This window comes from Adhaeribacter aerolatus (genome assembly GCF_007991635.1).
Lineage (GTDB): Bacteria > Bacteroidota > Bacteroidia > Cytophagales > Hymenobacteraceae > Adhaeribacter > Adhaeribacter aerolatus.
On sequence record NZ_BJYS01000042.1, the window covers coordinates 1 to 26662 of the forward strand.

Consider the following 26662-nt stretch of genomic DNA (forward strand, 5'->3'; position numbering starts at 1 on the left):
AGTTTGGTGAAGCACTAGCTGGTTCGGGTTATTCAATATTCTATAACTATTATCAGCCAGCCCCAAACATTTAGGCCGAAAAAGACTTAAAATTCCGATGAAGAACAATATAGATAAAGCCACGCTGCAATTTATTGCGGATTTAAAAAGAAATAACACGCGCGAGTGGTTTGCCGAAAATAAAACCCGGTATGAGGCCAGCCGGGTTGATTTTATGCAATTTTTAGAAGGTATGCTGGCCGGGGCGGCTGCCTTTGAGCCTTTGGCGCTGGGGCAGCAGGCCAAAGATTTGGTTTTCCGGATTTACCGCGACGTACGGTTTTCTAAAAACAAAGATCCGTATAAAGATCATTACGGCGCTTACCTGGCCGAAGGCGGCCGCAAATCCATATTACCGGGTTATTACCTGCACCTGAGTCCGCAAAACGGGTCATTTATTTCCTGTGGGCTGTGGATGCCGCCCGCCGAGTTCCTGAAAGCCGTGCGCCAGGAAATAGATTACAACCTGGCGGAGTTCCGGGAGTTATTGGAAACGACGGCGTTTAAAAAATACTTTAAGGGGGTAGAAGGTGAAAAGTTAAAAACTAACCCGAAAGGCTACGAGAAAGATAACCCGGCTTTGCCCTTCCTGCGCCATAAAAGCTGGATGGTGTCACACCCCTTACCTGATGCCCTTTTAACCAGCAGTAATGCTCTGGAGGTAGTACTGCAAGCCATGGAGCAGGCCCTGCCCTTTAAAGAATTTTTAATGCGGCCTTTGCTGGAAATATCTGCTCCGGAAAAGAGTTGATGCCTTAAGATTTATAGGAATAATGTTCAAGGTAGTATCTGAAGAATTAAAGCTGGGTTATTTTGGCCGAAATGGTAAATTTCAGTTAGTTTCTACTTGAGGCTTTGCTAACCGGAATTGGTATTCATAAAGAATAAAGCCGAACAGGATAATATATTCCAAGGCGGTGAGCCAAAGGTTTTCGGAATAAGCGCTGGTGCGGTAGGTAGCGTAAGATAGAAAAGCGACTGCCGACCAAACCAAGGGATACCGCCACCGGGAACACGTAGCCAAGGCTACCAGGGTGGTTATATACCAGGGATGCACCACGGTAGCAAGCACCAGGTACAAGGTGAAAGAAATTAAAAGCAGTTCCCACCATTGCCTGGCCGCATGGCCGGATTTTATTTTTTTGCCCAGAGCCAGGTATAATATTCCGGCTACGGTAATTAAAGAGAGTAAAGGCCCAATGCGGGCAATATCGTTATAGCCGTATAAGCGAAAGCCCACCAAGCGGAAAAGATAATACAGGCTGGCATTAAATTCGAATTTCTGAAAATACAGGTTTATACTGTTCAGAATATTAGAAATCAGTTCGGGAGAAAGAAAAGGAAAAAACAAGGCTACTACAACCAGCCCGACCACGGTGCCATAACCCAGAAAAGCTTTAAACCCCAATCGGCGCCACACCAAGGGCAGAAAAAGCAAGGGCCATAATTTTACCCCCACTGCTAACCCGAACAAAACAGCCGAGAAAAATTTCTTATCGCGTAAAAGCAGGTAAAAACTAAATAACAGAAAAAATATTAGCCAGGCTTCCGGGTGCAGGTTACCGGTGAGTTCGATGATAATTAGCGGGTTAAGCGCATACCACCTCATTTGCCGCTGCGGCAAATGCAGCAAACGTAAAATCCGCGATAAGCAAAAAAGAGAACCCAATTCGGCTAATAAAATAAATAGCCGCAGTATAAAACAGTTTAACCAGAAGCTGCTGCCACCTACATAATTAGCTAGCCCAAATATTGCCTGGCAAACCGGCGGGTAAACCGAGTAATATTGCGGCGAATTTAAGCGCTGGTAAAAATCCTGGGTAAGTGCCGGAATTAAGTTACTGTTCTCGGGGAGGAGATAGTAGGCGGGCAGGTGCAGGTAAGGATTTTCGCCGTGGTTCAGCAGGGTGCCATCCCAGATAAACCTAAAATAATCATCGGACAGGCGAGGGTAAGAGAATAAGAAAATCAGCCGGAAGGCAATTGCCAGGTACAATATGGTTTTTACCCGTAAAGGCTTGCTTATCAGAAGATAATAACCCGCAAAAACAATCATCAACAAGCCTGATAATTGCCCAAAATGGGTGCGGGGCGTAAAATAAGCTAACCCCACATACGCCAACACCGACGAACTTATAACCAAAGTCAGTAACCATTTGCTCTTTGGTGGCATGGCTGCTTATTGGCTGTGTTTAATTGAATAATAAAAAACTAATCCAAATCCCAGGCTGAGCATAACGTGGAAAGGCAAGGTGCCGTAGCTCTGCAACCGGAAATCGAGGTAAACCCCAAACAGAAAGTACAGGCACAGCAAACCTTCCAGAAAAGACAGCACCGATACATTCTTAACGGCATACAAGCTGTGCTGCCAGCGATCCTGCGCCGAACGGATGTTAAATTTAGGCGTACGGATAAAAGGCGTTTTTTTCCCGAGAAAGCCTTCTACCACAGCAATGCTGTTGTGCAGCGACAAGCCCATAGAAAAAACCAGGAACAGAAATAATTTAGGTATAAAAGAGAATAAGCCCTTTGGCCGGTCCGAATCGAGTTGCCGGAAAGAAAGCCAGTAAAACAAGATTAAAGCCACCAAGCTGATAACGTAAAGTCCCCGGATGGAAAACAGCGGATTATAAACCGAAATATCCCGAATGAAAAATATTGCCGGCACACTTAAAATAGCCGCCACCAGTAAAGCCACAAAAACGCTGCTGTTGAGCAAATGAAACAGCGCGTTTACTTTTGTGCCAAATGATAAATTTGCGTGTAAGATGCTTTGCAGGTGCTTGCGGGCGGTTTCAGCGGCGCCTTTGGTCCACCGGAATTGCTGCGATTTAATGGCGTTCATGGCGGCCGGCAGTTCAGCGGGGGCTTCCACGTTCTCCAGGTAGCGCAACCGCCAGTTTTTAAGCTGGGCCCGGTAACTCAAATCCAGGTCTTCGGTCAACGTATCGGGTTGCCAGCCACCGGCATCCAGGATGCAGGTTTTTCGCCAGACACCGGCCGTACCATTAAAATTAATGAAATGCCCGCCTACCGAACGGCCCGTTTGCTCTACGGTAAAATGCGCATTTAAGCCAAATGCCTGCAACTGGGTAAGTAAAGAGTAATCCTGGTTCAGGTGACCCCAGCGGGTTTGTACCACGCCAATATTAGGCGCATCAAAGGCTGGTATGGTTTTTCGCAGGAAATCGGGTTTGGGTAAAAAGTCGGCGTCAAAGATAGCGATAAACTCACCGGTGGCCGTGGCTATACCGTATTGCAAAGCGCCGGCCTTGTAGCCCACCCGGTCGGGCCGGCGCACGTGGGTAATATTCCGGCCAAGCGCCTGGTAAGCGTCTACTTTATTTGCTACCAAGGCAGTGGTACCGTCAGTAGAGTCGTCCAATACCTGTACCTGTAATTTTTCCGGCGGATAATCCAGCGCCATAATGGCATCCAGTAGCCGCTCGGCTACATAAATTTCGTTGTATAAAGGTAGTTGTACCGTTACCGCCGGCCAATTGGTAAGCAGAGTAGGAGCAGGCGTAATAACCTTGTTGTTTTTTGCCCGGAAGTATAGCCACGCCAGTTGCAGTTGCACCAGACTATATAAAAATATAAAAGTCAGGCATAAACTGTAAACGGCAAGAATTAATATTTCCAGACTCTTCATGGCAGGTACTAAACTACAAATATCTGAAAATAGTCAGGATAATTTTATAACCTGCCATAAAGGTGCCCTTTACGGTACCCGATATTTTAGAAAAGCCAATCCGTTTGCGGTAAGTTACCGGCACTTCCACGCACCGGAGTTTTTGTTTAGCCGCTTTTACCTGCATTTCCACCGTCCAGCCATAATTCCGGTCTGCCATTCCTAGTTGTACTAGTTTATCGGTCCGGATAGCCCGAAAAGGTCCTAAATCGGTAAAATGCGCGCCGTATAAATATTTTAGTAAAGTAGTGGCTAGCCAGTTGCCGAATATTTGCTGCGGAGTCATGGCACCTTGTTGCCGGTTGCCCAGCGCACGGGAGCCAATAACCAAGTCGGCTTTATTTTCCAGAATGGGCTTTACCAACTGGGGCAATTCTTCGGGATGGTCGGAATAATCCCCATCCAGAAAAACAATTACGTCGGGCTGGTGGCTGGCTGGTTTATTCAGCGCATAGGCAATGCCGGTCAGGCAAGCCTGGCCATAGCCTTGGCGAGGCTCTTTTAAAACAGTGGCCCCGGCTGCCGCTGCCGCTGCAAAAGTGTTGTCCGCTGAATTATTATCCACCACAATTATATCATCTATCCCTGTAGCCGGAATATCCCGGATAACTTTCTGGATTGATTTTTCTTCGTTATAAGCAGGTATAATGACATTAATGCGTGGCATGTACTAATAATTATCTGGCAAAGATGCGCAATTTAGTTTAAGGTATTTCATCTGATCTCCGGCCGCTGGAATTCAAATTAATAAACAGTGCCGAACTGATTGAATTGATCGGGTACTTTATTTATTCGCCAGATTTTTAAGGTAAGTAAAAGCAGCTTTCGCAATAAATTAAATTAGTGGTAGTTTTAGAAGCTGGTAACGGTTACCCTGATTATTTACCGCAGGTTAAACAATAAAGCGCCGGAATAGTTAAATAAAGATAAAAATTAGATTATGTTAAAAGTTGGCGACCAAGCCCCTGATTTTAGTTTGCAAACTGCTGCCGGCGAAGTATTCCGGTTAAGCGAAGTACTAAAAAAAAATAATGTGGTTATCTATTTTTACCCGAAAGACGATACCCGGGGCTGCACCGCGCAGGCTTGTTCGTTCCGCGACCAGTACGATGTTTTCCGGGAAAATAATGCCGAAGTGGTAGGCATCAGTTCAGATGATGTACAATCGCACCAGCAATTTTCGGCCAAGCACCAGTTACCTTTTACCTTGCTTAGCGATGCAAAAGGCGAGGTTCGGAAACTATACCGGGTGCCCCGTACCTTTGGCATTGTGCCAGGCCGAGTTACGTACCTGATTGATAAAAAAGGAATAATCCGGTATAGCTTTAACTCGCAGTTAAAACCCCTGGAACACGTATCCGGTACCCTGGAAATTCTCAAAACATTGAATTAAAGGTTTTACCGGCGGTATTTCTTTGGCTTCTTTTATTCAGCTAATACCTGATTACCCTTCTGCCCTCCGGGCACCTTCCCTAAACCAGGGAAGGAGTTCGGCCGAACCGGAGCATTATGGAATAGCTTTGTTGGAAGAGGCTTTGTTTATATTGTAATTGAATCTGGCAAGGCATCAGCTAAGCGCATATACAGCAGTTTGGCGATGAGGGCCTTTTGGAAGATGTTCTTCTGGGTTTCCGGTGCCGAGGGACGAGGGATTCCGACGCAGGAGGAAAGGAAAGATGAGTAGCCCGAGTGGCCAAACGGAGCCCGCCGGCCCAGCGGCTTCTTATACTTTTACTACCAGTTAGCGCCTATCCATTGAAAGATGTAATCTATCAAAAGATAGACAAATGGAACATCAGGCCATTCATGGAATAGCTGGGGTAATACTTAATTAATTGGGGTAAACTGCCAGCCAGCTTTTAATGCCTATTCCTACGTGCGGATTTAATCAGTTTAGTATGTTTGAGGCAGGTAATCTGTTCAGGTTTGTTTTGCCAAATAAAAAAACAGCTAATTTAAGTAGGCATAATGCCTTGGGTTTGTTCCCACTCCCGGTACTTGGTTAATTCTTCCTGAAAAGATTTGATAAACCAAGCCATTAAACTAATATCATCGGCGTACCCTAAAATTGGAATAAAATCCGGAATTATATCTATCGGGAACATAAAATACAGCAAGGTGGCAATACCCACGATAATTGATTTTTTTGATACATTCCGGTAATCACCCCGGAAATAACTCCGCACCAGCCGGATAAAAGAAAACATAATATCCCGGATTTGAGCAAATCCCGATTTATCGCTTTTTACATCAATTAATTTGGTATAGGAATCGCGCAGGAGTAATATTACTTTGGCTTTTTTGCCAAATAAACTCGTCGCTTTGCGCAGGAAATAAGCAAATATTGCGTTTTGAGAAATCTTCAGACCTTGTTCTGCCAGGCTTGCCATAATATTTTTCTTTAATTTTGTATGCCCCTATACGATCAGGTTTTTATTAAGGTAATATTTCGCTAAATTAATTTTCATTATCTTATCCGAGAGTTATGCTAACCAAAAACCAAACCGGAACATACCCCGCTTACTTCGAAAACTATGTTGCGCAGTTACCCGATACCGATGTTTTTGAAGTGCTGGCGCAGCAACCCCAGCAATTAAGAGCCCTTTTGCACCAGGTAACCGAAGAAAATGCCGAAAAAGGATATGCGCCCGGCAAATGGAGCATTAAAGAAGTGCTGGGCCATTTAACTGATTCGGACCGGATTTTTGCTTACCGGTGTTTATGCATCAGCCGCCACGAAACGCAATCTTTGCCCGGCTTTGATGAAAATACTTACGTGCAGTATGGCGACTTTAACCGTCGTTCGCTGAACGATTTAATTTCGGAGTTCGAGCTGGCCCGGCAATCGCACCTGGCCCTGTTTAGCAGCCTAAACCAGGAAATGCTGGACCAGATTGGCCTTGCCAATAACAAATCGGTAACTGCCAAAGCCCTTATTCTGATTACCGCGGGCCATACCTTGCACCACCTAAATATTTTAAAAGACCGTTACCTGAACCATTTATGGACGGCATAAAAAAGCCGGCTTGGGGGCCGGCTTTAAGGATGCTGCGTTGAAACTTAGGCTTACAACAGTTCGTTCGCCAGGTTGGCCAGTTCCGACCGCTCGCCCTTGAGCAACGTAATGTGGGCGTATAGTGGATGATCTTTGGCTTTATCAATCAGGTAAGACAAGCCGTTACTTTGGGTGTCCAGGTAAGGGGTGTCTATCTGGTAAATATCGCCAGTAAACACAATCTTAGTATTTTCGCCGGCTCTCGAAATAATGGTTTTTATTTCGTGCGGGGTTAGGTTTTGGGCTTCGTCTACAATGAAGAAAATATTAGATAAACTGCGGCCCCGGATGTAAGCCAGCGGTGTAATCATGAGCTTTTCCTGCTCTACCAGTTCTTTTATTTTCTGATTTTCCTTCGTATTCTCCGGAAACTGGTTCTGAATAAATTTCAGGTTATCCCAGAGGGGCTCCATGTAAGGGTTCAGCTTCGATTTAATATCGCCGGGCAAGTAGCCAATGTCTTTGTTACTAAGCGGCACAATGGGCCGGGCCATGTAAATCTGTTTGTATTCGCGGCGTTGCTCCAACGCCCCGGCCAAAGTAAGCAAGGTTTTACCAGTACCCGCCATACCCTGAATGGTAACCAGCCGAATATTGGGGTTCAGAATGGCGTGGAGGGCAAAAGTTTGTTCGGCGCTGCGGGGCTTAATACCGTAAGCCATTAATTTATCTACCCGTTCTATTTTTTTCTGCGCTGGGTTGTAGTAAGCCAGTATCGAATTTTTGTAGCTTTTGAGTACAAAATAATGGTTATCTGTCGGAGGCTCGGGCAATACCGCGCTGCTTTCGCAGAATCCGTGGTCGTACAATTGGTCTATGGCCTCCGGTGCTACATCGGTGAGTACATCGTTGCCGGTGTATAAATTATTAACGTTTTGAACCTTGCCGGTTTCGTAATCTTCTGCGTTCAGATTTAAGGCGCGGGCCTTCAGACGCAGGTTAATATCTTTTGTTACCAGAATTACCTTCCGGTTGGGATATTCGTGCTGCAGTTGTAGAGCCGAATTCAAAATTTTATGATCGGCTTTTTTCTCCCCGAATATCTTCTCGGCATCTACCTGGGGGGCCTGAATCATCAGCACCTTAAAATTGCCTTTATCGGAACCGTTAATGGGCAGCCAGTTCTGCAGCATCATTTCGTGCGACAACTTATCGATGAACCGAATAAATTCCCGGGCTTCGAAGTTTTTAATTTCATTACCCTTCTTAAAAGTATCGAGCTCCTCCAGTACGGTAATTGGGATGGCTACATCGTGCTCCTGAAAATGCTCGATGGCGCTGTGATCGTACAAAATAACCGAGGTATCTAAAACAAATATTTTCTTATTTTTAGCGTTATCAGATTTACTCTTCCTGGGGGCAGCAGCCCGGGTGCTTTTGGTTTCACTCATATATAAACTTAAACAGGTAAGAAAAATTTAAATTTGGTTTATTAACCTTAAACCTAAATTGGTTTTAGTATACGTAAAACCTTGGGCTAGTATAAGGTTTAATAGTTAGATTTTGGATGGGGGCAGCATAAATATTTTTCGGAATAATTAAGCCGTTTTTTATTGCCTTGATAATGAACAAAATGTATATTTAAAGGCTTGCGCAAAATCAGCCGGGAGCCTAAGTGGTTTATAATTAAATTTTTTGCCCGAAATGCTGATTATTACAGAGGAGTTGCCGTACAATTGTGATTAAATTTGTCTTCTACGTTATATGTTAAATTATTAAATAAAACTTTTAATTATTATGGCCAAAGCACAAGACGCCCGCAAGGAAACAAAAAAGAAACCCCTGAAAACTGCCAAAGAAAAAAAAGCAGAAAAGCAGGAAAAGAAAAAATCTTACGACTAAGTCCGGATAAGTAGAATTTCTGGCAGGAAGTCTCGTTGTTAGCGACCGAGACTTCCTGTTTTATTTTAGAACATATATTTATTAGCCTTGTTTTGGGTGCGTTTTAGCAAATTTGTTTTATTAATTAAAATAATATTGAAAGCATGAAAAAAATTTTAGGGTTTGCGCTGTTGATGCTTTTTTTTGCCAAAGCCCCGGTTCAGGCGCAGTTTCTGAAAGGTATTATTATTAACCGCTACGACCGGAATGCCATGCACCATGGCAAATGGAAATACCTGGACCGCTCACACGGTCGCCGGCTTATTTGCTACGGCCGCTTCGACCACGGCAAACAGGTAAATGAATGGAAGTATTTTTACCCGAGCGGTAAACTGCGGATGGAAGAGAAATATACCTGGGAGGGCGACAGGCGCCTGGTAGATGTAACCTTTTACCACGAAAACGGTCAGGTATCAAATAAAGGATTGGCCCGGGTAGAAATTCAAAACGATAAAACCCATTATTACTGGTTTGGCGATTGGGTCTATTTTGATACGGAAGGTTCTTTCGAGAAAACCGTCACCTACAACAATGGCCAGCCCATTCAATATTTATACCCCGACGGACGTGTTGAAATAGTACCGGAGAAATTACCCTCGCAAACGGTAGAATTCAGGGGCCGTTAAACTGGGTTAAGCTAGCTAAGGGTATAGTACGGTTCTTTTTCCTGGTCGTGCAACCGGATAATACCATGCAATACCAGGGTTACTAAAATGCGCGAGGCCCGTTGCTGCGAAATATTGGCCAGGTGCATAAACTGCTTTAAAGTAATGCGGGGTTGTCTCTGAAACTGCAGCAGCAAAATAGTTTCCTGTTTGGTGATGGGCTCGTAAGAGGGTTTAACTGCATCTTCGGTTTTAAGTGAGTGCAGCACCATTTTACTCGTTTGCACCGATTCGTCTTTTACCCGTACGTAACCCCGCCAGTCGTTTTCGTTTGATTTGGCCAGGTGGGGTTTCTGCCGGCTTTCCGGCACAATGATTTTTAAAACCGTTAATTCATTGTCGTGTTCAATTTCTTTAAAAAATAACCGTACTGGCGGGTCGCAGTAAAAATCGGCGGCTTTTTGCAAACTGTGCTTTTCTTCTTCCGGATCGATGCCGCAAATTTTGCCGTTGTCCAGCACACCCACCAGTATTATGCCGCCCCGGGTATTTGCAAAAGCGGCTAAGGTGCGGGCAATTTTATTCAGGTGCGTAATGGTTTTTTTAAATTCCAGCCGGTCACCTTCGCCGTGCGCAATTAATTCTTCTAACTCACTCAGCTCAAACTTCTTCATCATCGTCGTCATCGTCGGCCGCAAAACCAGTTTGAGCGGCACTATAGCGCCAGAGCCGCTTGGCCAAAGCCGTATTATAAGTTTCTTTACTTGATTTCCGGGCTTTTTTGTTTTTAAAATATTTACCCGAAACCCCGGCTACTTCAGGCGAAGTGGCTAAGTAAATTATGGTTTCGGCGCCTTTAACAGCACTTTGCATAAAAGGCCGGCCCAACTTAAATAACCACTTAAGCAAGCCAAAAGAAGTGGTGCCGAAATTACTCGCAATTACGCCGGGGTGCAGACAGTTGGCCGTTATACTGGTTAATTCCAGGCGGTGCGCCAACTCATACGTAAACAAAATATTGGCCAGTTTAGAATCGCAGTAAGCCGTAAAAGAAGAATAATTTTTAACGGTATGCGGCTGGTTAAAATCCAGTTGCCCCAGGCGGTGCGCTTCCGACGATACGTTGATGACCCGGGCTGCTTCGGCGTTTAATAATTGCTGCCATAATAAATTTGTTAACAAAAAGCCGGATAAATAATTAGTGGCCCAGCACAGTTCGTAACCTTCGGGAGTCAGGGTAAATTTGCCCGGTAAAATGCCGGCATTGTTTATTAATACATCTATATGGTTAAAGCGGCTTTGTATTTCCAGAGCTAATATTTTTAAATTGGCCATCCGGGATAAATCGCAGGGAATAAAAAACACCTGCTCGTTTTTAGATTCCTGCTTTATTTCGGCCAAAGCAGCTTTACCACGGGCGGCATCGCGACTAACGATAATTACCTGGGCGCCTTGCCGGGCTAATTCTGTTGCTGCTACTTTGCCAATGCCGCTGCTGCCGCCGGTTATTATAACTGTTTTGTTTTTCATAGGGTTTGGTTGGTAATGCTATCGGCTTTACCCAAATATGAGCGGTAAGCGGTGCGCAAAGAATATACCAGTATATAAATTATAAAGTTTTATTTTCCGGATTATTGCGGCAGCAACCAATAAGTAGTAATGGCTTTATTAACCAATAGGCACAAAAAAAGCGGGCTTGGGGCCCGCTTTAATAAGACAAGTATAAATATTCGGATTAGAAGGGAAGATCGTTATCTGCTTCGTCGGAAAGGAATGAACTGGCCGCAGGTTGCGGCGAAGCTGCCTTGTAATTGTTATTGGCATTTCCCGTGTTGGCCGGAGCGGCGCCGTTAGCACTTTCAACGCGCCAGGCACTCAGGTTGGTAAAGTACATGGTGGTACCGTTTTTGGTAAATGGCTTGCCCGAAAGGTTAAAAGTTACTTTTACTTCGTCGCCTATCTTGTATTGATCCAGCACGTTGCACTTATCCTGGGTAAGCTGAAACTTAATATATTGGGTATAAGAACCGTCTGGAATCTCCAGGACAAACTCTCTTTTCCGGAATTTATCGCTTACCTGGGTCTCGTCGAATATTTCGTGCAATCTACCTTGAACATCAAAAGACATAGTATTTTAATTTAAATTTTAGCTGAATGTTATTTACAAAGATACGTATTTCAGGGCACAATAATTCCTTTTAAAGGTATAATTTTGTCTGGTTTCTGAACCGCTAAATGTGGTAATAACGTAGTTGTAGCTTTATAAATTTTAGGTCGGAAGCACAAATTTGAAGAAAAATTCCATGCAAAAAATAGCCATTGCGGTTCACGGCGGGGCCGGTACCATCTTGCGTTCGGCCATGTCGCCGGAGAAAGAAAGACATTACCTGAACGCCCTCGAAAGTGCCGTAAAGGTAGGTCACCACATTTTAGCCTCCGGCAGAACGGCCTTGGAAGCGGTAATTAAAACCGTGCAATACCTGGAAGATGAGCCTATATTTAATGCCGGCAAAGGATCGGTGTTTACGCATGAAGGCCACCACGAAATGGATGCCGCGGTTATGTGCGGCCAGACTTTAACGGCCGGGGCCGTGGCGGGTGTGCGGCAGGTACGGAACCCGATTTTGCTGGCCGATGAGGTACGGATGCAATCGGAGCATGTGCTTTTAAGCGGAGCCGGGGCTGAAGAATTTGGCCGCGAAAGAGGACTCATTTTTGAACCGGATAGCTATTTTTACGACGAGTACCGTTACCAGCAGTGGCTGGAAGCACAGCGCACCGATACCGTAACCCTGGATCATACGGAGGATCGCAAATTTGGTACCGTAGGCGCCGTAGCGGTAGATGTATCGGGTAATCTGGCCGCCGCTACTTCTACCGGCGGCATGACGAATAAAAAATACAACCGCATCGGCGACAGCCCCATTATTGGTGCGGGTACTTACGCCGCCAACCACACCTGCGCAGTATCGTGTACCGGCCACGGCGAATATTTTATGCGGGCCGTAGTGGCTTACGATGTGGCGTGCCTGATGGAATACAAGGGGGTTAACTTGCAGCAGGCTTGTGATTACGTGGTAAAAGATAAACTGGTAAAGCAGGGCGGGGAAGGAGGTTTAATTGCCGTAGACCAGGCGGCCAATATTATCCTGAGCTTTAATTCCGAAGGGATGTACCGGGCCTCCCGGTTAAACAACGAGTCCATTTACAGCCGTATTTACAAAGATTAGAAGGATATTCTAGAGGTAATAGCAATTGGATTTCCGCAGCAGATAAAGTCTTGCTTTAATATGGTCAATTTAGCATGTTTGCACCACCAACTAGCAGGTGGAAGGACAGTTTTGCGTTAATAATTGAAGTCTTAGGAGGGACCTCATCCCCCAACCCCTTCTCCTTGAGGCGAAGGGGAGCTCCGGTAATGCTTTGTTTAATGGAAACGCTTTTAGCTGCTGGTGAAAGATTGTAGTATAATGTATTATAAAGATTAAATATTCAATTCTCTTTTACTTTCTCAGTAAACATTTAACCAGCATTCTTGCACTAGCACTGTTCCTATTAAATATTCAGAATTACTTTGTACGTGGAGCGGTAACAAACCCGCATTTATAATTCATAATATCGAATCTTTAATTTATTGGAGCACAACAGCTCTAAGAGTAATTAAAGTCTCTCTCCTTTTTCAGGAGAGGGATTTAGGGTGAGGTTCTCCCGTAACAGCAATTAGTAAGCGATATCTTCCCGCTTTAAGTGCGTTGCTTTATCGCGGTAAAAAGTGCGTTCGGCAATATCGTAGAGGTTGCCCTTGGCCAATACGTGCATAATCAGGTTCTCGATGGATAAAGCCGAGCCTTTGGGTACTTCCAAGGTGTTATTGTGGTTGATGTGGTGCCCGTCGATTATAATTACCAGGTTGGAGCCAATGGTTTCGATTTGGTTGCCGTTGGTGATTAATACACCGGTATCTTCGCCCAAGCCAATGCCAATTGCTTTGGGGTGCGTGGCGACGGCCTCAATCAACCGGCCGAACCGGCCCCGCTTCACAAAATGAGAATCAATAATTACATTCCGGATCAGACCCAGGCCTTCGCGTAATTTTACAGCCCCTTTCATCAATGCCTCGGGGCTGCTGCCGCCCTTAATCATAATTTCGGACATGGCCATGGCGCCGGCGCTGGTACCCGCAATCACAAAGTCTTCTTCCAACTGATAACGTTCCAGGCAAATTTTCAGAAATTCGCTCTGGCCAAAAAAATTAACCAGCCGAGATTGGTCGCCGCCGGTAAATAAAATGCCATCGGCGAGCCGCAACCGTTCGAGGTATTCGGGCAGGCGAGCGTCCTCGGGCGTCCGGATGTGCATTAACCCAATATTATTACAGCCCAGAATACCAAAAGCGCCTACATACCGATCGCCTACTTCCTCCGGAATCATAGAAGCCGAGGTAATTACTTCGATGCGCGGGTTTTTATCGCGCAGTTCAGTTACAATTCTTTTTAAAATACCGAGTTCAAAAAAATCGAGGTGATATTTTTTCTTCGAATTCGGGTTGGGGTAAGTTCCTTTATCCTCGTTTCCGCCAATGGCAATCAGTTTTCCTTTCGGTATAGTCACGTATAAATTCAGAAAATGGTAAGCCTTTAGTCAGGCAGTTGAAAATATTAGTCGCTGTAAAATTAAAATAAAACCATTTATAAATCTCTTTAAACCAAGGCTTAATTTCCCAACTACAGCCGATTTAATTATTGGGTTTACTTAAATTAAACAACCAGGTTTTTAACCTATTAAAAAGAGGGGCGTATAGAAACCCAGAAGTCAGTAAAATATTAAAGTAAAAAACTATGGAATTAAAAACATTGAATGATCTTTTGGTGCATCAGCTGAAAGATTTATATGGCGCTGAACAACAATTACTGAAAGCCATGCCTAAAATGCAGGCTAAAATTACCGCCAAAGAATTGCAGGAGGCCTTTACGAAGCACATGGAAGAAACCCAAAACCAGGTAAAACGTCTGGAGCGGGTTTTCCAGTCGTTGGGCATTAAGCCGGAGGCCGAAAAGTGCAAAGCCATGGAAGGTTTGCTGAAAGAAGCCGAAGAATTTTTGACTTACGATGCCGATAAAGCGGTAATGGATGCCGGTATTATTGCCAGCGCGCAGCGCGTAGAACACTACGAAATTGCTGGTTACGGCACCGCCTGTACTTATGCTAAATTCTTAGGCCATACCGAAGCCCTGAATTTATTGCAGGAAACTTTAAGCGAAGAAAAGAAAACCGACGAAAAGTTGTCTTACATCGCCGAAACATCCATTAACATTAAAGCCGAAAACCACAAATAAGCATTTAGGTTTTATAAACAAAAGCCCTGACGCTGCTATTAAGCGCCAGGGCTTTTTGTTTGTTAGCCGATTAGTTTATCTAAGGTACTCGTTGCTACCGCATGGTAATTGGGACGGGCGTTCCGGTATATATTAGAAGCCCTGTTTGCATCTTTAGCCTTGATACTTTTGTAAAGCGGAACCAGGAATTTACGCCGGCCAACGGTAGTTAAGAATTTTTCCAGGGCCGGGTAGGCGGGCGCATACGCTTGCTGCACGGCAAAACCTAACCAAACCGCTAATATTTCAGCGTTGCCCGAATTGGTTAAATCGAAAGCCCTATCTAATTCCTGGATTTGCGTTGGGTTTAAGGTTGGTTCTATTAAATGCAGAAAATAAAGCCACTCGTGCGTAGACCAGGATTCTGTTTTTATAACCGAGGCCGATGGATTTTGTTGCCACCTTGCGGCTTGCTCTTTTACCTTTTCGAACAGGAGCGAAGTGAGGTAGGGTTTATTTTCGGGTAAACCAGGCCGGTAAATCCAGGCTTCGGGCGCTACAACTATGGCCGAATTACTGGGTAAGTTAAATAAATGCTGTTGCAGAAAGGTCAGAAAGTTTTCGGTGTCCATGGCCCGAAAAGCATTTTTGGTAAAATATTCCCGGATAAATTGATCGAAGGCCGGTCGGCCAAACTTTTCTTCCAGGGCCAGCAAAAAATAATTGCCGTTTTCGTAAGCTATTTCGGTTAGTCCTTCGTCGGGGTCGCGGTCAGTCAGGTTTAGCTTTAAGCAGGTATCCGGCGATTCGGGCCCGAGTTCCTGCAGGGTTTGCTGTAAATCCGCGTACCCGAGTACTTTTAACATATCGGCGTAATCTTTTCCGTACAACGCCTCCATAATGCGCCGCTCAAAATAAACGGTAAAGCCTTCGTTCAGCCAGAAATCGTTCCAGGTGGCATTGGTTACCAGGTTGCCCGACCACGAATGAGCCAGCTCGTGGGCTACCAGGCTGGTTAGAGATTTATCGCCGGCAATAATGGTGGGCGTAACAAAAGTCAGCATTGGGTTTTCCATGCCGCCAAACGGGAAACTGGGCGGCAGCAACAACAAATCGTACTGGTCCCATAAATACTGCCCGTATAAATTCTCGGCGGCCGTAACCATAGCTGGCAATTCGGCAAATTCCTGGTAAGCAGCTTCTAACTGCTCCGGTTCGGCGTACACACCGGTCCGATCATCCAGTTCTTTAAAAACCAGATTTCCTACGGCCAGTGCCATCAGGTAAGAGGGGATAGGCCGGGTTTGCCGAAAATTATAAATGCCGGTGGTATTTTTTTGCCGGGGATTTTCAGCGCTCATCAATGCCAGAAACTGGGTTGGCACCTGTACCTGCGCTTCGTAGGTAAACCGGATGCCAGGGCTATCCTGGCAGGGAAGCCAGGTTCGCGCCAGAATCGCCTGCGATTGGGTAAATAAAAAAGGATATTTTTTGCCGCCGGTTTGGGCCGGTGTCAGCCATTGCAGGGCTGCCGCCTGTGGGGTGGTTTCGTACCAGATGGTAACTGTTTTGGTGCCGGGCTGCAAGATTATCTTTAAAGGGCATCCCAGGTAGGGTTTAGTTTCGCCAAGGGTAAAGGTGCCGGGGGTATCTTCATCAAGTTTTACTTCTTTTATTTGGAGCCCGTCCGTATCAAATATTATTGCGGAGGCTTCCGGCGTAGCCTTAATCGAGTAAGTGGCTTGCCCGGTTATTTTCTTCAAATCAAAATCTACCCGAATATTTAAATGCAGGTGCGTCACAACGGCTTGGCCGGGTTGGGCAAAAGAATGCGGGTCCGGCGCTTGTTTCTCAGAAGTTGTATGGTTCATAGAGGGTAAATTTAAAAATAAAAAACGGCAGGAGTAATATACTGTAATCTAACTTGTAAAGTGCTTTTTACGGCCGAAATCCGGAAAGCACCCGTTGGGGTAGGATTATTTCTATAATAACATTTTCGGGAATAAAACAGTAATAGTAGAAGTATCGGAGAAAGTACATATAAAGTCGCTAATCTTTAAAATGTACAGTTTCGGTTTGTTTTTATTTTTTCATCACTTATGCATAACTCAAAAGATAATACCTTTTTTTACTTATTGTTTTTACTCATTTTGGCTGTAGCTTTTAGTTGCGGTAAAAATAAAGGGAACAAAGGCGGTACTACCGCCGAGAGAGCACAGGAACAAAAAGCGGCGCATACCGACAGCGCCTTTGTGGAAACCTATGTGCGCCAGGAACCCGAATTTAAAAAGCAACGTGACATTGTGATGAAGTTTTACCGGGATCGGAATTTCCGGTTAGGCTGGTTTAAAAAAGATAAACTGGTTCCGCAGGCAAATACTTTTATTACGGTAGTAAACCGGGCTTATCGCGAAGGCTTAAACCCCGAAGATTACAAAGTAAAAGATTTTAACCAACTGTTTAAATCTTTCGAAGCGGCCAAGGGTAACGACTCGTTGCAGTATAAATTAAAGCAGGAGATTGACGTGGCTTTAACGGCCTCTTACATGCATTATGCTTCGGATTTTTACCGCGGTACCGTTAATCCAAAAGAACTGGATCAGATAGATTGGAGCGTTCGGAAAAACAAAATTAAGCTCAACAAGGCGCTGGAAACCATTTTGCGGGAGCGCGACAGCCGCTACCCGTACTACCAGTTTGAGCCTTTGCACGAAGATTACAACCGACTGCGCACCGCCCTGCAACAATACCGCGAGATCCAGAAAAGAGGCGGCTGGCCCGCTATACCGGCTGTTTCGCGGTTAAAGCCCGGCGATACGGCCCAAGTAGTTACCCTATTACGGAAACGCCTGCTGCCCCAGGACCGTTGGGTGGTGCCCGGACCTGACTCGAACCGGTTTACCGACGAAGTAAAAAATGCTATTATGGATTTTCAGATGCGGCATGGTTTAAACCCGGACGGATCTTTAGGGCAAGCCACTTTAAAAGCCATGAACATCAGCATTGATGACCGAATTGACCAGATTATTATAAACATGGAACGCTGGCGCTGGGTACCCAAACCGAAAAAATTTGAAGAGAAGCATATTTTTGTGAACGTGCCTGAATTTATGCTGTATGCCCGCGAAAATGGTAAAACCGTGTTAGACATGAAAGTAATTGTGGGTAAAGCCATGAATTCGACGCCGGTATTCAGCGATAAAATTGAATATATTGTTTTTTCGCCTTACTGGAATGTGCCTAATAGTATAATATTCGAAGAGTTCCTGCCCAAATTACAGGCCGACCCGGGTTGGCTGGAGCGCATGGACATGGAATTGCTGAACGGATTAGGGAAGAACGCCCAACCTATTTCGCCGTATTCCGTGGATTGGTTTTCGGTAGATGAGAAAAACTTTAAATACCGGATTCGGCAGCGGCCCGGGCCCGAAAACCCCTTGGGTGACGTAAAATTTATTTTCCCGAACGAACACGAAGTTTACCTGCACCATACCGCTTCCGAAACTTTATTCAGCCAAAACCAACGCGGCTTTAGCCACGGGTGTATAAGGGTAGAAAAACCGGTAGAACTGGCCAGATTCTTACTCAGCGATCAGCCAAGCTGGACAGAACCCCTGATATTAGAAGCCATGCACGCCGGAGAAGAAAAATATGTGAATTTAAAAGAAAAAGTGCCGGTATATATCGTATACTTTACCAGTTGGGTAGACGATAAAGGCGGCGTTCATTTCCGGGACGATATTTACGGGCACGATAAAATTCTGGAAAAGGAATATTTTAATTGATTGTAAAACAGGTATTTATAAACTAGAATTAGCTGACATTTATAAATTTAAAGTTAAATATTTCACAAGCACAAAATTTAAATAACCAAGACTATGAAAAAAATGGCATATATTCTATTAATTTCGCTCGCGTTTTTAGGGTCTGCTTGCGGCGGAGCCGGCCAGAATGCCCAGGCTCCCAAGGAAGGTTACGGCGCTAACGAAAGCGGGCTGGAGGATGATAACCAGGCCGGTGCCGGGCAAGTTGATGATAACCAGCGGGGAGCGGATGCAAGTAGTAGTGGTGGCACCATGAACAATACGGCTACCGCTGACTCGATGCACGCGCCGGGCAGAGTAAACGAAACCGAAGCCGCCCGGGCTACCGAAAAAACCCAGCAGCAAGTAGGTTCATCGGTTACCAGGGGCGAAACCAACGAGTCGAAAAGCCGGACCACTGAAAACAGAGAAATAAAGGAATAATGAAATTTTATATATTTATTTAATTGTTTTTATGAAGAGAAAAGTAATAATGATGCTGTTGTTGGGCAGTTCTTTGCTCGTGCAGGCTTGTGGTTCTGTTCCGGAAACTGATCCGGACAAAGATGCGGCTCATAAAAGAGCCAACCGGGAAGAATACGCGGAACGCGCTCAGGACTCCAACTAGTCCTCTAAATATTAAAAAGGCAGCCGGTCGGCTGCCTTTTTTGTGTAATTTTACTTTCTTAAAAAATAGCAAGCTGCTGTCCAAAAGAGAATCTTATAAATTTCGTTTTAGCATTACATGATTGCCGCTCCTAATCCTATCCGCTTATCCGAACTGAACCAACTAATCGGGTTTACGCTGGAAGGTGCTTTTCGAGAGCAGCGGTTTGGGGTAATTGCCGAAACAACCGGTATTTCGTTGTACCCGGCCAAAAACCAGTGTTACCTGACGCTGATTGAAAAATGCACCCAAACCGATAAAGTAGTAGCTTCGATGAAAGCCCGTATCTGGGGCAACAGCTACAAATGCATTCAGGGTTTTGAGGAAATTACCGGCCAGCCCTTTAAAGATAATATTCAGCTATTATTGCGAGTAAAAGTAAATTACCATGTACAGTACGGGTTATCGCTCGAAGTTGAAGATATTGATCCTAATTACACGATTGGGCGTTTAGCCTTGTCGCGCCAGGCGGTTATTCAAAAACTCTTAACCGATAATCCGGACCATATCCGCGAACAAAACGGCGAGTTCATTACCCACAATAAAAACTTAAAATTTCCGCCGGTTATTCAGCGGATAGCTTTAATATCTTCGGCCCAGGCCGATGGGTACGCCGATTTTTTGCATGAGCTTTATACCAACCAGTATAACTTTACTTTTACCGTTGACGAGTATCTGGCGCCGGTACAGGGTTTAGAAGCCCATAGGGAAATTTACCGGCAACTGGTACGAATTTACGAATCGGGTATTACTTACGATGCGGTGGTGTTGGTACGGGGCGGCGGCAGCCAGCTCGACTTTCAGGCCTACGATTCTTACTTGCTTTCGCGGGCGGTGGCGCGCTTTCACTTGCCTGTTATAACCGGCATCGGGCACGAAAAAAACGAATCGGTTTGCGACTTAATGGCCAAGCTGAAAACCAAGACGCCAACCAAAGCCGCCGCCAGTATTGTAGCCCATAACCAAAGTTTTAACGAAAAGCTACTGCAACTGCAAAAACAACTGGTGCTTAAAACCAACGAAATTTTAATTGTACAGGAGCTTATTTTAAACGAATGCCGCACCACCATCAGCAGCCAGGTCAAAGATAAGCTTAACCAGGAGCACCGGTTTTTAAACGCCCAGATAAACGCCACTATATTATTGACCGAAAAGCGGCTGCAGCACGAAAAAATAAATTTACTGAAGCATAAATTTAACTTAAGCTGCAATGCCGATAACCGTTTAAAAGAAGAAAGCCACAAACTGCGACGCTATAGCCAGTCGGTAAACCACCTGGACCCCCGTAATATTTTAAAGCGCGGCTATGCCATTGTTTACCGGCAGGGTAAAGCCATTACCGACTTAAATGCGTTGAATATTGGCGATGAAATTAAAACCCGTTTTTACGCCGGAGAAATAGAAAGCCAGGTAAAGAAAAAAACAAGCCCAGATGAGCCAGGAACTTAATCTTACTTACCAGCAGGCGCTCGACGAGTTAACGGACCTGGTAAACGAATTGGAAAACGAAAATATTCCGATTGACGATTTGGCTGATAAAGTTAAAAGGGCATCTGATTTGATCCAGTATTGTCAATCTAAACTCACGCATACCAATACCGAGGTAAAAAAGATTATTTCCAAGCTCGATAATCCATCGGAAATATAGCCCAGTAACCAAAAGCAGTATGTACCCGCTTTTACTGCCCCAGCTACTCTGCTTCCGGCAGTAAAAAAACGTTGATTTAGCCCAACATAATGCTGCTAATTTAAAGTGTTGTGTAGGGTAACTTATGTCTTCTACAGTTATGTATAGAAGGTAGAACATTACCTTAATGTAAGTAGTTGAATAAAATTAAATTAGCCAAATATATAGTCTACCTAATAAATAATTTAATTTTTGACGATGGCATTAATACTTAGTTTTTGTACTATTTAACGCAATAATCTCCGGTAAATACTGAATTTGCCCTTTATAGTATAAAAAACGATATATTTTTTTGTGCTTTTTAGATAATACAGATACTTTTTCGTAACTTTTAACCATCAACTAAGTATAAAACTATCTGGTTGAAATTAATTGCAACAACTTAAATTAATTTAATAGTTAGTACAGACAGGGTTATGAAAACAAATACTTGGATGAAAGAAAGCAGTGTAAAGAATGAGGCTAAAGAAGTAAAGGCTGCGGAATGCAAAAGCAACGTTTGCGGCAGAACTTATGACGAAGAAACTTCATTCTCCCAAATTAATTTTCAGACTTTTCAGGATATTCTGGATAAGAGAAACGAATTATTAAATTCGGTAAAGCATCAGTAGTCGATAAAAATAAATCAATAAAACAGCGCCTGGAAAATAAATCCAGGCGTTTTTTTATGCCCCTAAAAACCGATAAAAGTTGGTTCGCTTGTTTAAGCTACTCTGGCTGAATGTGATTGCGGTCGATAAATTCTTTAAAAGGTTTGCGATAAGTATCGCTGATGGGCAAATAAACCTGGCCAACCTGCACTTTGTCTTTGTAAACTGCATCTATTCCTTCCAAAGAAACAATATAGGAAAGATGAATACGAATAAATTTATCGACGGGGAGCTGATTTTCTAAAGTTTTTAGCCGCTGTAGCGTTACAATTCTTCCTTGCCGGGTATGAATAGTCACGTAATCTTTCAGGCCTTCCACGTATAAAATATCGTTCCACCGCACCTTTACCAGTTTAGTGCCATCCTTTATAAAAACAAATGACGCCGGCAGATCGGTTGTGCGGTTATGCTCCACCGTTTGAGAGGATTGCGGAGCTGGCGCAAGGCGTTGGCTGGCTTTATCTACGGCGCGCAAAAACCGATCAAAGGTGATGGGTTTAAGTAAATAATCTACCACATCGAGTTCGTAACTTTCCAGGGCATACTCGGAGTAAGCCGTCGTTAATATTACCAAGGGCTTTTTCTGTAATATTTTAAGTAGGGTAATGCCGGTAATCTCGGGCATCTGAATATCCAGAAATAATATATCAATTTCGTTTTGGCGCAAGACTTCCAGCGCCGCCAACGGACTGGACAGCGCATCTGCCAAATGAAGATAAGGTACTTTGCGGACGTAATCTACCAGCAGGTTACGGGCCAGTGGCTCATCTTCCACAATTAAACAGTTCAGGTTCACGCTAAGGTTAAATTTAAGGCTACTTCGTAGCGGTCGGGCTGGTCGTTTATCTGTAGTTTATACTGGTTCGGGTAACTTAATTCGAGCCGGCGTTTCAGGTTTTGTAAACCTATGCCCGATTTATTGCCGGTTACCAGTTGGGTATTGGATAATTTACTGTTTTCGACCCGGTAAACACATTGGCGGCAGTTTATCTGAATAAAAATATTAATCCAGGCATTCGGATTATTGTTGCTTACGCCGTGCTTAAACGCGTTTTCCAGAAAGGTAATAAATATCAGGGGCACCACCAATACTTCCTGCGGGTTGCCTTCAATCTTAAAGTTAATGGGTATTTCGTCATTCAGGCGGAGCCGTTCCAGGCTAATGTAGTTTTCCATGTAGGCTATTTCCTTGCTCAAGGGTACCTTTTCGTGGTTCGAATCATAAATCATGTAGCGCATCATTTGCGATAATTTTTCGATTACTTCGGTGGTGTTCGGCGATTGGGTATAAGCCAGGTAATACAGGTTATTCAGGGTGTTAAACAAAAAGTGGGGATTAATCTGGGCTTTCAGAAAATTAAGTTCGGCCGTAAGCTTCTCATTTTCTACTTCTTTCTTTTTGGCGTCCAGCTCAAACCAATCTTTGGCAAACCGGAGCATGCCCACAAAAATGACGATAAACAAAGTTACCGCCGCTACCTGTACCGTAAAAAAAGGCGAGTAAAAAAATCCTTCCCGGTAGGTATAGCCATCGACCAGGTAGCGCTGCACATGCACCCGCACCGTAATTAAAAAGATAAACGGAATTAAAAATTCTAAAAGGTAACGGCTAAAGTTTTTATGGGCCAGCCAGCGGGGTAAAAAAATAAAATAATTGAGGTAAGCAATAAGCATGGTAAAAGCTAACTGAGACCCGCCATGCACCAATGCCTGGCCCCAATCGTAATCGCGCCCTTGCCGGAACTGGCTTACCTGGTAAAGGAAAAAAGAAAGGTAAACCCACCAGAAAGAAAGGTGCAAAAGCCAAACCCGATACCGGTTAAATTGAATTAGCATAAAATTTAAACTACTTTAAAATTAACTAAAGGTAGTTAATCTCTTTCTGGCAAACCGGCTGACAATTATTTATTAGACCTGTCCGGCTTTTTTATCGACCAATCCGAATTAAACTTCTGCTGCTGTCAATTGTCTATGAATCGGCCCGTTGGTCGAGTTATTTTGCCCACTGGTCTATTATTTAAATTTATTACCTGCTGATTTAGTTCTTTTGAAACGAAAATGTTAAAACGCTGAATATTTTTCGGCCATTGAGCGAAAAAGATAAATAAACCAGAACGGTTCCGGATTGTTATTACCTAGTGATTTTTACTTTTGCGTCCTTTAAAAATTATCTGTTTTATAAAAATTATGAAAAACAAAATTACCTTTTTACCCTTGCTTGCTTTGGCATTAAGTGCGCAGATATCCCTGGCGCAGGCGCCTGCCGGCGGTGGTGGCAATGTAACTTTGCCCGGTACGGCTGCTCCCAAAGGCAATAGCCGGATTATGGGCACAGTAGTAGATGCCAGCAGTCAGCAGCCCGTTGGATTTGCCACCATTACTTTAGCCGACCCTAATACCGGCAAACCGCTGGACGGCGCTTTGGCCGATGAAAAAGGTAAATTCACCATTCCAAAAATTGGGCCTGGTAACTACCGCGTGGTGATTTCCTTTATTGGTTACGAAACCCGGAATATTGATGGTGTGAAGATATCTGACCGCAACGACGACGTAAACCTGGGCAGCGTTAAAATTAATGTGAGCGCCACCGCTTTAAAAGAAGTGCAGGTGCAGGGCCAGCGGGCCATGATTGAGGAAAAAGTTGACCGCACGGTTTACAACGCCGAAAATGATATGAGTAACCGGGGCGGTGATGCCACCGATGTACTGCGCAAAGTGCCCATGCTGTCGGTTGATTTAGACGGCAATGTTTCGATGCGCGGTAGTTCTAATTTAAAGGTATTAATCAACAACCGGCCTTCTACCATCACCGCCGGCAGTGTGGCCGATGCTTTAAAGCAAATTCCGGCCGATTTAATAAAGTCCGTAGAAGTGATTACTTCGCCTTCGGCTAAATACGATGCTGAAGGTTCAGCGGGTATTATTAATATTGTACTGAAGAAAAACACCCTGCAGGGCGGTAACCTGAATATTGATGCGGGTGCCGGTTTACGGGGCTCTAACCTAGGCCTGAACGGCAGTTACCGCAAAGGTAAAATGGGCTTCTCGTTAGGTGGTTTCGGCCGCGCCATGTACAACACTACCGGTAGCTTCGAAAATACCCAGATTACGAAAGATGTAAATGGCAATGCCGTAACCACCAACATTCAGGAAGCCGATACCCGCAACCGGGGTATGTTTGGCCGCTATTCTTTTGGATGGGATTATGATATAAACAAAAATAACTTTTTATCTACTTCTGTTCAGTACGGTATCCGGAATGGGCGTAATTTTCAGGATAATTTAACTGGTTTACGCATCCAGAACGATGAAAGCTTTAAAAGTTTAAGAGATGTGGAAGTAACGGATAATTCCGGTACGGTAGACGTAAATGTTAACTATACCCACACTTTTGCCAAACCACAGCAGGAGTTTAGTATTTTAACCCAGTACAGCCGCAACAACCGGACTAACAATTTTTTAAACGATATTTTTAACAGCGACTTTGCTACTATAGATCGGCGGTTAAAAAATATTAATGAAAGCTTTAACCAGGAAAGTACCATTCAGATAGATTACCAAAACCCGATTGGCAAAAACCAAATGGTAGAATTGGGCGGTAAACAAATTGTGCGCCAGGTAACCTCTGATTACGAAACCTTTAATGCGGTGGGCGTAAACGGACCATTTGTTAAAAACCCGAATGCGGTATTAAGCAATATTTTTAATTACAACCAGAATGTAACCGGTGGTTATTTTTCATACACCTTAACCACGCCCTCGCAATTCAGCTTTAAAACCGGTGCGCGTTACGAGTATACCACCATTACCGCCGACTTTAAGACCGGTTCTAACAGTGAAGTTAAAATCCCCTCTTATGGGGTGTTGGTGCCCAGCATCAACCTGTCTAAAAGGTTAAAAGCCGGCAATACGGTTAAATTGTCTTATAACCGCCGCATTCAAAGGCCTTCGCTGCAATTCCTGAACCCAAATCCGCAGGCGCCTAATCCATTGGCTGTTACCATTGGTAACCAGTACCTGGATCCGGAATTCACGAATAACTTCGAACTGGCTTACAGTACATATATCGACCGGACTTCGCTTAATTTCTCAACTTATTACCGCAACACGAATAACGCCATCCAAAGCATCCGCGATACTGTAGCTAATCCGTTAGATTACAATGTTCAGCCAGGTGCTATCCGGACGACCTTCCAAAACATCGGGCAGGAAGATGCTTATGGTATCAGTATTTTCGGTAACATCAATATTTCCGATAAATTGAGCTTAAATGCCGGAACCGACTCTTATTATTCGGTTTTGGATAACAATGTGAGCGACCCGAATTACCGGGCTTCTAACCAGGGGTGGGTATTTAACATCCGCGGTATGGGAAATTATAACCTGAGTAACGGCTGGGGTTTGCAGGGTTTTGGTTTTTACCGGGCCCGTCAGGTGCAGTTGCAAGGGACACAAGGCGGTTTTGGTATTTATAGCTTAAACCTGCGCAAAAGCTTTAACGATAAAAAAGGAACGATTGGCTTTGGTGCCGAAAACTTCTTTGGCACTTCTATCAGAATGGTGAACGAACTGGAATCACCGCTGCTGAGTCAGAAAAGCACTAACGTGATGCATAACCTGAGTTTCCGGGCGACCTTTAGCTACCGTTTAGGTAAAATTACCGCGGAACCTAACCGCCGCAGAAAGAAATCGGTTAATAACGACGATATGAAAGGTGGTGGCGATAATGGCGGACAGGATGCTGGTGCTGCTACACCGGCAGCCGGAGGTGGCGCACCAGCCGGTGGCGGCGGTGCTCCCGTTCAGGGTCAGGGCCAAGGCCAGATGCAAAGACCAGCCGGCGCAACCGGTCAGTTCCCAGCCGGTGCTCCCGGTCAATTTAACCGGCCTGCTAGTGCAACTGGTGTTCCGCAGCCCGGTACTGCTACAAATCAAGTACCTGCTGTTTCCCCCGATAGCGCTGCTACCACAGGGGCGGCTACTGCCGGACCAGCTAACGCTACCGGCACCTGGCAAGGACGTATGGGTCAGTTTGACCTTACTTTAAAATTAGCCGCCGACGGCGAAAACCTGACCGGAACAATTGTAACACCCAGAGGCGAAAGCCCGATTACCGATGGTAAAATTACTGGCAATGAGATAAACTTTAACTTGTCTTTCGGTCCTAATAAAATTCCGTATCGCGGCCGCATACAAGGCGACCAACTGAATATACAGGCTACCTTCCAGGGACAACCGGTAGAAGCCGTACTGAACCGGGTTAAATAAA

Annotated in this window: 25 protein-coding genes; 13 read left to right on the forward strand and 12 right to left on the reverse strand. The window is 44.6% G+C overall.

Translation table 11 applies throughout. The features are described 5' to 3' along the window. Window positions 1–97: 97 nt before the first annotated feature. On the forward strand, window positions 98–790 hold the full coding sequence (locus AAE02nite_RS21575) for a DUF2461 domain-containing protein (RefSeq protein ID WP_146903040.1): 693 nt from the start codon (window positions 98–100) through the stop codon (window positions 788–790). Window positions 791–871: 81 nt separating this feature from the next. Here the strand turns inward: AAE02nite_RS21575 and AAE02nite_RS21580 are convergent, their stop codons facing one another. Genes AAE02nite_RS21580 through AAE02nite_RS21590 form a run of 3 tightly spaced genes read right to left on the reverse strand, consistent with a single transcriptional unit; the run spans window position 872 to window position 4397 of the window. Beyond that, window positions 872–2212 (reverse strand): MptA/MptB family glycosyltransferase, encoded by a 1341-nt coding sequence (locus tag AAE02nite_RS21580; protein WP_146903043.1) that lies wholly within the window; start codon window positions 2210–2212, stop codon window positions 872–874. Window positions 2213–2218: 6 nt separating this feature from the next. Further along, complete coding sequence (locus AAE02nite_RS21585) at window positions 2219–3691, reverse strand: cellulose synthase family protein (RefSeq protein ID WP_146903046.1); 1473 nt, start codon at window positions 3689–3691, stop codon at window positions 2219–2221. 13 nt (window positions 3692–3704) lie between these two features. Continuing rightward, window positions 3705–4397 (reverse strand): glycosyltransferase family 2 protein, encoded by a 693-nt coding sequence (locus tag AAE02nite_RS21590; RefSeq protein WP_146903049.1) that lies wholly within the window; start codon window positions 4395–4397, stop codon window positions 3705–3707. 273 nt (window positions 4398–4670) lie between these two features. Here AAE02nite_RS21590 and AAE02nite_RS21595 point away from each other — a divergent pair, with 273 nt between their 5' ends. Next, window positions 4671–5123, forward strand: coding sequence for a peroxiredoxin (locus AAE02nite_RS21595; RefSeq protein ID WP_146903052.1), 453 nt, complete (start codon window positions 4671–4673; stop codon window positions 5121–5123). Between the two features lie 562 nt (window positions 5124–5685). On the opposite strand, the gene AAE02nite_RS21600 is transcribed toward AAE02nite_RS21595, so the two are convergent. Continuing rightward, window positions 5686–6120: a DUF1232 domain-containing protein gene (locus AAE02nite_RS21600; protein ID WP_146903055.1), complete on the reverse strand. Its 435-nt coding sequence runs from the start codon at window positions 6118–6120 to the stop codon at window positions 5686–5688. Between the two features lie 95 nt (window positions 6121–6215). On the opposite strand from AAE02nite_RS21600, the gene AAE02nite_RS21605 reads away from it, so the two are divergent. After that, window positions 6216–6746: a DinB family protein gene (locus AAE02nite_RS21605; protein ID WP_146903058.1), complete on the forward strand. Its 531-nt coding sequence runs from the start codon at window positions 6216–6218 to the stop codon at window positions 6744–6746. A gap of 50 nt (window positions 6747–6796) precedes the next feature. Here AAE02nite_RS21605 and AAE02nite_RS21610 read toward each other — a convergent pair whose 3' ends face one another. Continuing rightward, on the reverse strand, window positions 6797–8176 hold the full coding sequence (locus tag AAE02nite_RS21610; protein ID WP_146903061.1) for a PhoH family protein: 1380 nt from the start codon (window positions 8174–8176) through the stop codon (window positions 6797–6799). A 594-nt stretch (window positions 8177–8770) separates the two neighbouring features. On the opposite strand from AAE02nite_RS21610, the gene AAE02nite_RS21615 reads away from it, so the two are divergent. After that, the gene (locus AAE02nite_RS21615; RefSeq protein WP_146903064.1) at window positions 8771–9292 is read left to right on the forward strand and encodes a toxin-antitoxin system YwqK family antitoxin; all 522 of its coding nucleotides are present in this window, start codon (window positions 8771–8773) and stop codon (window positions 9290–9292) included. 11 nt (window positions 9293–9303) lie between these two features. On the opposite strand, the gene AAE02nite_RS21620 is transcribed toward AAE02nite_RS21615, so the two are convergent. The 3 genes from AAE02nite_RS21620 to AAE02nite_RS21630 form a co-directional block, all read right to left on the reverse strand. Beyond that, the gene (locus AAE02nite_RS21620; RefSeq protein WP_246151216.1) at window positions 9304–9948 is read right to left on the reverse strand and encodes an AlbA family DNA-binding domain-containing protein; all 645 of its coding nucleotides are present in this window, start codon (window positions 9946–9948) and stop codon (window positions 9304–9306) included. Then, a complete protein-coding gene (locus AAE02nite_RS21625) occupies window positions 9932–10801 on the reverse strand; it encodes an SDR family oxidoreductase (protein ID WP_146903067.1) in 870 nt (289 codons plus the stop codon). The genes AAE02nite_RS21620 and AAE02nite_RS21625 overlap by 17 nt, the downstream gene beginning before the upstream one ends. Window positions 10802–11006: 205 nt before the next feature. Beyond that, complete coding sequence (locus tag AAE02nite_RS21630; protein ID WP_146903071.1) at window positions 11007–11399, reverse strand: DUF3127 domain-containing protein; 393 nt, start codon at window positions 11397–11399, stop codon at window positions 11007–11009. 175 nt (window positions 11400–11574) lie between these two features. On the opposite strand from AAE02nite_RS21630, the gene AAE02nite_RS21635 reads away from it, so the two are divergent. Next, window positions 11575–12501 carry an isoaspartyl peptidase/L-asparaginase family protein gene (locus AAE02nite_RS21635; protein WP_146903074.1) on the forward strand — a complete coding sequence of 309 codons (927 nt, stop codon included), beginning with the start codon at window positions 11575–11577 and terminating at the stop codon, window positions 12499–12501. 490 nt (window positions 12502–12991) lie between these two features. Here the strand turns inward: AAE02nite_RS21635 and AAE02nite_RS21640 are convergent, their stop codons facing one another. Further along, entirely contained in the window at window positions 12992–13882 is an 891-nt protein-coding gene (locus AAE02nite_RS21640; RefSeq protein ID WP_146903077.1) for a cyanophycinase, read from the reverse strand. Window positions 13883–14109: 227 nt separating this feature from the next. On the opposite strand from AAE02nite_RS21640, the gene AAE02nite_RS21645 reads away from it, so the two are divergent. Next, window positions 14110–14607, forward strand: a complete 498-nt coding sequence (locus tag AAE02nite_RS21645; RefSeq protein ID WP_146903080.1) for a YciE/YciF ferroxidase family protein — start codon at window positions 14110–14112, stop codon at window positions 14605–14607. Window positions 14608–14669: 62 nt separating this feature from the next. Here the strand turns inward: AAE02nite_RS21645 and AAE02nite_RS21650 are convergent, their stop codons facing one another. Continuing rightward, complete coding sequence (locus tag AAE02nite_RS21650) at window positions 14670–16457, reverse strand: M1 family metallopeptidase (protein ID WP_146903083.1); 1788 nt, start codon at window positions 16455–16457, stop codon at window positions 14670–14672. A gap of 228 nt (window positions 16458–16685) precedes the next feature. On the opposite strand from AAE02nite_RS21650, the gene AAE02nite_RS21655 reads away from it, so the two are divergent. From AAE02nite_RS21655 to AAE02nite_RS21675, 6 genes are all read left to right on the forward strand, one after another. Then, complete coding sequence (locus AAE02nite_RS21655; protein ID WP_146903086.1) at window positions 16686–18371, forward strand: L,D-transpeptidase family protein; 1686 nt, start codon at window positions 16686–16688, stop codon at window positions 18369–18371. Between the two features lie 93 nt (window positions 18372–18464). Continuing rightward, on the forward strand, window positions 18465–18833 hold the full coding sequence (locus AAE02nite_RS21660; RefSeq protein WP_146903089.1) for a hypothetical protein: 369 nt from the start codon (window positions 18465–18467) through the stop codon (window positions 18831–18833). Between the two features lie 31 nt (window positions 18834–18864). After that, complete coding sequence (locus tag AAE02nite_RS26415; protein WP_170252663.1) at window positions 18865–19017, forward strand: hypothetical protein; 153 nt, start codon at window positions 18865–18867, stop codon at window positions 19015–19017. Window positions 19018–19134: 117 nt separating this feature from the next. Further along, the gene (gene xseA, locus AAE02nite_RS21665; RefSeq protein ID WP_146903092.1) at window positions 19135–20505 is read left to right on the forward strand and encodes an exodeoxyribonuclease VII large subunit; all 1371 of its coding nucleotides are present in this window, start codon (window positions 19135–19137) and stop codon (window positions 20503–20505) included. After that, entirely contained in the window at window positions 20489–20704 is a 216-nt protein-coding gene (xseB, locus tag AAE02nite_RS21670; protein ID WP_146903095.1) for an exodeoxyribonuclease VII small subunit, read from the forward strand. The genes xseA and xseB overlap by 17 nt, the downstream gene beginning before the upstream one ends. 455 nt (window positions 20705–21159) lie before the next feature. Next, a complete protein-coding gene (locus AAE02nite_RS21675) occupies window positions 21160–21354 on the forward strand; it encodes a hypothetical protein (RefSeq protein ID WP_146903098.1) in 195 nt (64 codons plus the stop codon). Between the two features lie 97 nt (window positions 21355–21451). Here the strand turns inward: AAE02nite_RS21675 and AAE02nite_RS21680 are convergent, their stop codons facing one another. Both AAE02nite_RS21680 and AAE02nite_RS21685 read right to left on the reverse strand, forming a co-directional pair. Then, window positions 21452–22189, reverse strand: a complete 738-nt coding sequence (locus AAE02nite_RS21680; protein WP_146903101.1) for a LytR/AlgR family response regulator transcription factor — start codon at window positions 22187–22189, stop codon at window positions 21452–21454. Continuing rightward, the gene (locus AAE02nite_RS21685; protein ID WP_146903104.1) at window positions 22186–23229 is read right to left on the reverse strand and encodes a sensor histidine kinase; all 1044 of its coding nucleotides are present in this window, start codon (window positions 23227–23229) and stop codon (window positions 22186–22188) included. Before AAE02nite_RS21685 ends, AAE02nite_RS21680 begins: the two co-directional genes overlap by 4 nt. 351 nt (window positions 23230–23580) lie before the next feature. Between AAE02nite_RS21685 and AAE02nite_RS21690 the strand changes: the two genes are divergently transcribed. Beyond that, entirely contained in the window at window positions 23581–26661 is a 3081-nt protein-coding gene (locus AAE02nite_RS21690) for a TonB-dependent receptor (protein WP_146903107.1), read from the forward strand. The last annotated feature ends 1 nt before the right edge of the window (window position 26662 follow it).